At 73.6% G+C, this 7,518-nt stretch carries 8 protein-coding genes; 1 reads left to right on the top strand and 7 read right to left on the bottom strand.

Translation table 11 applies throughout. The annotated features are described in order from the left end of the window. Positions 1–186: 186 nt before the first annotated feature. The 4 genes from ACIQCH_RS15285 to ACIQCH_RS15270 form a co-directional block, all read right to left on the bottom strand. Positions 187–939: a YebC/PmpR family DNA-binding transcriptional regulator gene (locus tag ACIQCH_RS15285; RefSeq protein WP_402581138.1), complete on the bottom strand. Its 753-nt coding sequence runs from the start codon at positions 937–939 to the stop codon at positions 187–189. A 57-nt stretch (positions 940–996) separates the two neighbouring features. After that, on the bottom strand, positions 997–1,590 hold the full coding sequence (gene pdxT, locus ACIQCH_RS15280) for a pyridoxal 5'-phosphate synthase glutaminase subunit PdxT (RefSeq protein ID WP_402581137.1): 594 nt from the start codon (positions 1,588–1,590) through the stop codon (positions 997–999). Positions 1,591–1,603: 13 nt separating this feature from the next. Beyond that, complete coding sequence (gene pdxS / locus ACIQCH_RS15275) at positions 1,604–2,515, bottom strand: pyridoxal 5'-phosphate synthase lyase subunit PdxS (RefSeq protein ID WP_030192787.1); 912 nt, start codon at positions 2,513–2,515, stop codon at positions 1,604–1,606. Positions 2,516–3,170: 655 nt separating this feature from the next. Further along, the gene (locus tag ACIQCH_RS15270) at positions 3,171–3,716 is read right to left on the bottom strand and encodes a hypothetical protein (RefSeq protein ID WP_402581136.1); all 546 of its coding nucleotides are present in this window, start codon (positions 3,714–3,716) and stop codon (positions 3,171–3,173) included. A 183-nt stretch (positions 3,717–3,899) separates the two neighbouring features. Between ACIQCH_RS15270 and ACIQCH_RS15265 the strand changes: the two genes are divergently transcribed. After that, positions 3,900–4,478 carry a hypothetical protein gene (locus ACIQCH_RS15265; RefSeq protein ID WP_402581135.1) on the top strand — a complete coding sequence of 193 codons (579 nt, stop codon included), beginning with the start codon at positions 3,900–3,902 and terminating at the stop codon, positions 4,476–4,478. A 7-nt stretch (positions 4,479–4,485) separates the two neighbouring features. On the opposite strand, the gene ACIQCH_RS15260 is transcribed toward ACIQCH_RS15265, so the two are convergent. From ACIQCH_RS15260 to pgsA, 3 genes are read right to left on the bottom strand one after another with little or no spacing between them, the layout of a single operon-like run. Next, positions 4,486–5,646 carry a glycosyltransferase family 4 protein gene (locus ACIQCH_RS15260; protein WP_402581134.1) on the bottom strand — a complete coding sequence of 387 codons (1,161 nt, stop codon included), beginning with the start codon at positions 5,644–5,646 and terminating at the stop codon, positions 4,486–4,488. Beyond that, the gene (locus tag ACIQCH_RS15255; RefSeq protein WP_402581133.1) at positions 5,643–6,731 is read right to left on the bottom strand and encodes a phosphatidylinositol mannoside acyltransferase; all 1,089 of its coding nucleotides are present in this window, start codon (positions 6,729–6,731) and stop codon (positions 5,643–5,645) included. The genes ACIQCH_RS15260 and ACIQCH_RS15255 overlap by 4 nt, the downstream gene beginning before the upstream one ends. Beyond that, complete coding sequence (gene pgsA, locus ACIQCH_RS15250) at positions 6,728–7,483, bottom strand: phosphatidylinositol phosphate synthase (protein ID WP_402581132.1); 756 nt, start codon at positions 7,481–7,483, stop codon at positions 6,728–6,730. The genes ACIQCH_RS15255 and pgsA overlap by 4 nt, the downstream gene beginning before the upstream one ends. Between the last annotated feature and the right edge of the window lie 35 nt (positions 7,484–7,518).

Here is a 7,518-nt window from a genome sequence, read left to right as displayed (position 1 = left end):
CCGCGCAGCCCCGTCAGGGCGCCCCCGGGGGTGGCGGGGGGGCCCCGAATCGGGGGGGGCCGGGTGGGACGAGGGGGTCCCCCGCCCCCGGGGGGGGCCCGGGCCCGCCGCCGCCCCCAAACCCCGGGGGGGGGGGGGGGGGGGGGCCCCCCCCCCCCCCCGCCGACACGCACCGGTCGGTCGCGCTTACGCGTCGACCTGCGCCATGACCTCGTCGCTGACGTCGAAGTTGGCGAAGACGTTCTGCACGTCGTCGCTGTCCTCGAGGGCGTCGATCAGCTTGAACATCTTCCGCGCGCCCTCCTCGTCCAGCTCGACCTGCATGGTCGGGACGAAGCTGGACTCGGCCGAGTCGTAGTCGATGCCGGCCTCCTGGAGCGCGGTACGGACCGCGACCAGGTCGGTGGCCTCGCTGATGACCTCGAAGTTCTCGCCGAGGTCGTTGACCTCCTCGGCGCCCGCGTCGAGGACCGCGCCGAGGACGTCGTCCTCGGACAGCTCGGCCTTGGGCAGCACGACGACGCCCTTGCGGTTGAACAGGTACGAGACGGAGCCCGGGTCGGCCATCGAACCGCCGTTGCGGGTCATGGCGACGCGCACGTCCGAGGCGGCACGGTTGCGGTTGTCGGTCAGGCACTCGATGAGCACCGCGACACCGTTCGGACCGTAGCCCTCGTACATGATCGTCGCGTAGTCCACGCCGCCGGCCTCGAGGCCGCCGCCGCGCTTGACCGCGGAGTCGATGTTCTTGTTCGGGACCGAGCTCTTCTTCGCCTTCTGGATGGCGTCGAAGAGGGTCGGGTTGCCGTCCGGGTCGGCGCCGCCGGTCCGGGCGGCGACCTCGATGTTCTTGATCAGCTTCGCGAAGAGCTTGCCGCGCTTGGCGTCGATCACGGCCTTCTTGTGCTTCGTCGTAGCCCATTTAGAGTGGCCGGACATCTGCCTGTCTCCTTCGCGTCACCAACAGTGTTTCGCCTCGATCCTACCGGGACGCGGTCAGGCGCTTGCGCGCACCATGTCCACGAAGTACGCGTGGACGCGCTCGTCTCCGGTGAGTTCGGGATGGAACGAGGTCGCCAGGACGTTGCCCTGCCGGACGGCGACCGTGTGGCCGTCGTACGTGGCGAGGACCTCGGCGGAGGCACCCACGGACTCGACCCACGGGGCGCGGATGAAGACGCCCTCGACGGGGTCGCCCTCGATGCCCGCGAACTCGATCTTCGCCTCGAACGACTCGTTCTGGCGACCGAAGGCGTTGCGGCGCACGATCATGTCGACGCCGCCCAGGGTCTCCTGGTCCTCGCGTCCGTCGAGGATCTTGTCGGCGAGCATGATCATGCCGGCGCAGGTGCCGTAGACGGGCATGCCGGCGCGCACGCGCTCGCGCAGCGGCTCCAGCATGCCGAACAGGACGGCGAGCTTCGACATCGTCGTGGACTCGCCGCCGGGGATGACGAGGGCGTCGACCTCGGCGAGCTCCTCGGGGCGCCGGACCGGCCTGGCCACGGCGTCAGCCGAGGCCAGGGCGATCAGGTGCTCCCGTACGTCACCCTGGAGGGCCAGGACGCCAATGACGGGGGGGTTGTTCATCTTCTGTGGTGCCTTACCAGCCGCGGTTGGCGTAGCGCTCGGCCTCGGGCAGGGTGTCGCAGTTGATGCCGACCATGGCCTCGCCCAGGTTGCGGGAGGCGTCCGCGATGATCTTCGGGTCGTCGTAGAAGGTGGTGGCCTTCACGATGGCGGCGGCGCGCTTGGCCGGGTCGCCCGACTTGAAGATGCCGGAGCCGACGAAGACGCCCTCGGCACCGAGCTGGCGCATCAGCGCGGCGTCGGCCGGGGTGGCCACACCACCGGCGGAGAACAGCACGACCGGGAGCTTGCCGAGCTCGGCGACCTCCTTGACGAGCTCGTACGGGGCGCGCAGCTCCTTGGCGGCGGCGTACAGCTCGTTGTTGTCGAAGCCGCGCAGCTTGGCGATCTCGTTCTTGATCTGGCGCAGGTGACGGACGGCCTCGACGACGTTGCCGGTGCCGGCCTCGCCCTTCGAGCGGATCATGGCCGCGCCCTCGGCGATGCGGCGCAGGGCCTCGCCCAGGTTGGTGGCACCGCAGACGAAGGGGGTGGTGAAGGCCCACTTGTCGGAGTGGTTGACCTCGTCGGCCGGGGTGAGGACCTCGGACTCGTCGATGTAGTCGACGCCGAGGGACTGCAGCACCTGGGCCTCGACGAAGTGGCCGATGCGGGACTTGGCCATGACCGGGATCGACACCGCGTCGATGATCTCCTCGATCATGTTCGGGTCGGACATGCGGGCCACGCCGCCGTCCTTGCGGATGTCCGCGGGGACCCGCTCCAGGGCCATGACGGCCACGGCGCCGGCGTCCTCGGCGATCTTCGCCTGCTCGGCGTTGACCACGTCCATGATCACGCCGCCCTTGAGCTGCTCGGCCATGCCGCGCTTGACGCGGGCGGTGCCGGTCTCGGGGGTCTGCGGGGTGGTGTTCAGCGTGCTCACGGATTGACCTCACTCGAAGGAGACGGGTACTGCTCGGCCAAGGAAACAAGGCGTGTCCAGTCCACTGCAAGGGCCAATGTGGAGCAGGTGGCTCCCACGGGGCGCCACAGTGGCCAGTGCGCGACCCGCCACTCCTCTGCCAGCCCCGCCGCCACAGCACCGCACCACGATCCGACCCGGCCGCCCCGCCGCCGAGGCCCCGACGTCCACACCGACCCGGACCACCCGTCCGGACGAGCCGCCGCCAGGATCGGACGAGCCCAGCCCCCGAGCTCCGCACCCCTCGAAGCCAGCCCCGGTCAAGGTCCCACGCCCAGGGAGCGGAACGACCCGCAGCCCCCGCCGGGCCGCCCCGTGGTGTGCGGGGAAGCCGCTTGACGGGCTGTGGCAGGCTGGTCCGGAGGCAGGCCCGGGCCTGGGGTGGCCGCAGGCCAGGCCGAAGGCCCGAAGCCCCAGGGGTGGGCCTGCCGCAGGGCCTGCAGGCCACGGCCCGTCAAGCGGCGAGGGGACCCGCGCACCACGGGGCGGCCCCACGAAGCGAGCCGCCCCCGACCCCGACCGGCCACCCGAAGCGCGCCCGCCCCGCCCCCGGGGCCGGACTCCCGACCCCGGCCGGCCACCCGAAGCGGCCCACCCGCCCCGGATCAGACCGACTTCAGGACCCCGGCCGGTCCGCCAGGGCCGCGGGCGGCTCGTCGTCCATCTCGAAGGCCAGCGGGAACGGGGCGTGGCCCGCGAGCCGGAACCAGCGCACCTTGCGGTGCCGGCGCAGAGCGCGGGCCGCACGTACGGCGTCGTTGTGGAAGCGGCGGGCCATCGGCACCCGGCGGACGGCGGCGGCCAGTTCGCCCGCCGCCTCCTCGCCGCCCGGCGCCTCCTTGACGGCCTCGACCTGGTCCGGGTCCTCGAACACCGCGCGCAGCGCCTGGCTGAGCTCGCTCTCCGCCACCTCGCGGTGGTCCTCCTCGGTCTGCCGGGCCGCGTGCGCGGCCTCGTACAGGACGATGGAGGCGGCCGGATCGAGCACCCCCGAGGTGGCCACCTCCAGCGCGACGGCCGACCGCCGGACGAGCTGCGCGTCGAGGGCGGCCCGGGCGGCGTCGATCCGCGTGTGCAGGCGGTCGAGCCGGCCGGCGGTCCAGCTGAGGTACACGCCGACGGCGAGCAGGGCCACGGCGATCCAGACGAGGGTTTCGATCACGCCGCGCGACTCTACCGTTCCCCCGCCGCAGCCCTGTCGGCCGCCTCGGCACGGTGCCGGGCCACGACGCGGCGACGGACCCGGGGCGATCGCGCCGGCCGATGGATCGTGGCCCTCCCGGGGTCGTGCCGGGCCGGTAGGGTCGCGCGGCGTCGGAGGAACCGTCGATCCGGAGGGGGAACCGTGCAGCGGAAGCCATGGGCCGTCGCACTCGGGGGCGCCGCGGCGCTGGTGCCGGCGGCGGTGGTGGTCGGCCATCGGGCCGCCCGCCCCGGCGGGCTGGTGGTGCTCGCCGCGCCCTACCGGCACCTCGCGCTCAGCGGGTGGGCCGCCCTCGCCCTCCTCGCCGGTGCCGCGGCACTCGGGGTGCGCGGTCGCCGCGCGCGCCCCACGGCCCTGTTCGCAGTCGGCCTGCTCGCCGTCGGCTGGCTGGTGGTCGGGCAGTTCGCGGGCCCGCTCACCGCCGACGGCGAGCACGTGGCGTCCCGCGACGCGCCGGGACGCACGGACCGCCGTCTCGTCGTCACCAGCCCGCCCGGGGCACTCGATCCGCAGTGGATCGTGTTCGTCGAGCAGGGCGACTGGCCGATGGTGCGCCGCTGGCCCGTGGCGTCGTTCGACGGTGACGACGACACCTGGGGCTTCGCCGACGCCCGCTGGGACGGCCCGGACCGCATCCGACTCACGCCGCGCGGACATCCCGTGCAGGAGGTGGCGGTGGGTGCCTCGGGCCGACCCGAGCGGGAGGTCCGGTTCGGGTGAGCCCCGGTCAGTCCCGGGTGAGCCCCCACCGCGTCCGCAGCGGGACGCGCTCGTCCGTGGCGACCGAGGCCGCGCCGTCCGTGACGGTCTCGTAGACGGCCAGGATGTCCGCGCCGACCGTCGACCAGTCGAACCGGCGCACGTGCGCCGAGCCCCGCTCGCTCAGCGCGGCCCGCCGGGCCGGGTCGCCCAGCAGCCGGACGGCCCCCGCGGCCAGGGAGTCGGGGTCCTCGTTCGTGAAGAGGTCGCCGGCCGCCCCCTGGTCGAGGACCTGCGCGAACGCGTCGAGGTCCGAGGCCAGCACCGGCGCGCCCGCCGACAGCGCCTCGACGAGGATGATGCCGAAGCTCTCGCCACCGGTGTTGGGGGCGACGTACACGTCCACGCTGCGCAGCAGCCGCGCCTTCTCCTCGTCCGTGACCATGCCGAGGAAGGTCACGCGCGAACGCAGCTCGGCCGGGAGGGAGGAGACCGCCTCCTCCTCGTCACCGCGGCCGGCGACCAGGAGCCGTACGTCCGGACAGGCCTCGACGATCTTCGGGAAGGCCGCCATCAGCACCGGCAGGCCCTTGCGCGGTTCGTCGATGCGCCCGATGAAGCCCAGCGTCTGCCCGGACCACTCCGGGTTGGACTCGGCCTTCTCGAAGAAGTCGACGTCCACGCCGTTCGGGATGACCACCGCGTCACCACCGAGGTGTTCCACCAGCGTGCGCCGCGCGTACTCGCTCACCGCGATCCGCGCGCTGATCTTCTCCAGCGCCGGCTGCAGGATCGGGTACGCCGCGATCATCGCGCGCGAGCGCGGGTTCGACGTGTGGAAGGTGGCCACGATGGGCCCCTGAGCGGCCCAGCAGGCCAGCAGGCCCAGCGACGGCGAGGTCGGCTCGTGGATGTGGATCACGTCGAAGGTGCCGTCGTGCAGCCACCGCCGCACCCGTGCCGCCGACAGGAAGCCGAAGTTCAGCCGCGCGACCGAGCCGTTGTACGGCACCGGCACGGCACGGCCGGCGGACACGACGTACGGCGGCAGGGGCGTCTCGTCGTCGGCCGGTGCCAGGACGGAGACCTCGTGGCCCAGCCGGATCAGGTGCTCGGCGAGGTCGCGGATGTGGAACTGGACCCCGCCCGGGACGTCCCAGGAGTAGGGGCAGACGATGCCGATCCTCACGCCGCGTTCCCCCCGCTCGCCGGAGCCGACGGCGTCGCCGTCCCGTCCCCGGACCCGTCCCCGGACCGGGACCCAACCCTGGACCCGGACCCGTCCCCGGACCCGCCCTCAGACCCGGACCCGCCCTGGGCCCCGGACCCACCGTCAGCCTCGGCCCCGACCCCGGATCCCCCTTCGGACCCGGCCCCCGCCCGCGGCTCCAGGTCGTCCAGCCACAGCCGCTGCAGCATGTGCCAGTCCTGCGGGTGCTCCCCGATGCCCGCGGCGAAGACGTCCGCCACCGCCTGCGTCATCGCCGCCGTCTTCTCGGCCCGGGTGCCCGTCTCCGGCACCTCCACGGGCGGGTGCACCCGCCCGCGCATCGTCGAACCGGTCCCGTACCAGAGCGTCACCGGCATCAGCAGCGCGCCGGTCTGCTGGGCCAGCAGCGCCGGGCCGGCCGGCATGCGCGCCGCCGCCCCGAAGAAGTCGACCTCGACGCCCGAGGACGACAGGTCCCGGTCGGCGACGAGGCAGATCAGCCCGCCGGCGCGCAGCCGCCGGGCGAGCGTCCCGAACGCGGCGCCGCCGCTGTGCGGCAGCACCTCCATGCCCAGGCCCTCCCGGTAGGCCACGAACCGGTCGAAGAGCGTCTCGGGCTTGAGCCGCTCGGCGACCGTCGTGAACCCGACGCCCAGGTGCGTGGTCACCCACGCCCCGGCCAGGTCCCAGTTCGCCAGGTGGGGCAGCGCGATGACGACGCCCCGGCCGGAGGCGATGGCGTCGCGCAGCTCCTGCTCGCCGTCGATCTCCACGCACGTGCGGATCCGCTCGGCGTCCCAGGCGGGCAGCCGGAAGGACTCCATCCAGTAGCGCATGTACGAGCGCATGCCCGCGCGGGACAGCTCCCGCAGCCGCTCCGGCCCGGCCCCGGGCACGACCCGCGCCAGGTTCGACTCCAGCCGCTGCACGCTCTTGCCGCGCCGCCGCCAGGCGGTGTCGGCGATCCGGCGGCCCAGCGCCACGGCGACGGGCTCCGGCAGCTTCTTGACGGTGCTCCAGCCGACGCCGTACAGCCCGTCGGTCAGGCGGTCCCGCACGCTCACGCGGCGCCCCCCTCGGCGGTCGTGCCCGAGCCGTCACCGGAGGCACCGACACCGCCACCGGACGCACCGGACGCACCAGATGCATCAGACGCACCCGCCGCACCACCGGCCGCCGCCGCCGCGTCGGCCTCCGCGGCCTCCCGCCGTACGGTCACCACGCGCTGGATCAGCGTCACCAGCGAGCCGACGGCCACCGCCCACAGGGCCACGGGGAGCACCACGCCGAGCCAGCTGGGGGCGCCGAAGGTCTGCAGGCCGGACAGGCCGGCCGCGGTGAGCGAGACGACCAGCCGCTCGGCCCGCTCCACCAGGCCGTTCACGGCCACCGGCAGCCCTATCGACTCGCCGCGGGCCTTGGTGTACGAGACCACCTGGCCGCTGGCCAGGCAGAAGATCGTCACCGCGCACAGCACGTTGTCGTCGCCCTTGCCGGCGTACCAGAGGGCGAGGCCGCCGAAGATGGCGGCGTCCGCGACCCGGTCCAGGGTCGAGTCCAGGAAGGCGCCCCAACGGCTGGAGATGCCCGCCTGCCGGGCCATATTGCCGTCGACCAGGTCCGAGAAGACGAAGAGCGTGATCGTGATCACGCCCCAGAAGAGCTCTCCCCGGGGGAAGAACCACAGCGCGCCCGCGACCACACCCGCGGTCCCGACCAGCGTCACCGCGTCGGGGCTCACCCCCTTGCGGAGCAGAAACGCGGCGAACGGAGTGAGGACACGCGTGAAGAATGCACGCGCGTACTTGTTCAGCATGGCCTTCCCGGAGGGTCGCTTCGCCGCGCGGCCAC

Source organism: Streptomyces sp. NPDC093225 (assembly GCF_044753805.1).
GTDB lineage: Bacteria > Actinomycetota > Actinomycetes > Streptomycetales > Streptomycetaceae > Streptomyces.
Note: the sequence above shows the minus strand (reverse complement) of the source record. Positions and strands in the feature narration are given on the sequence as shown.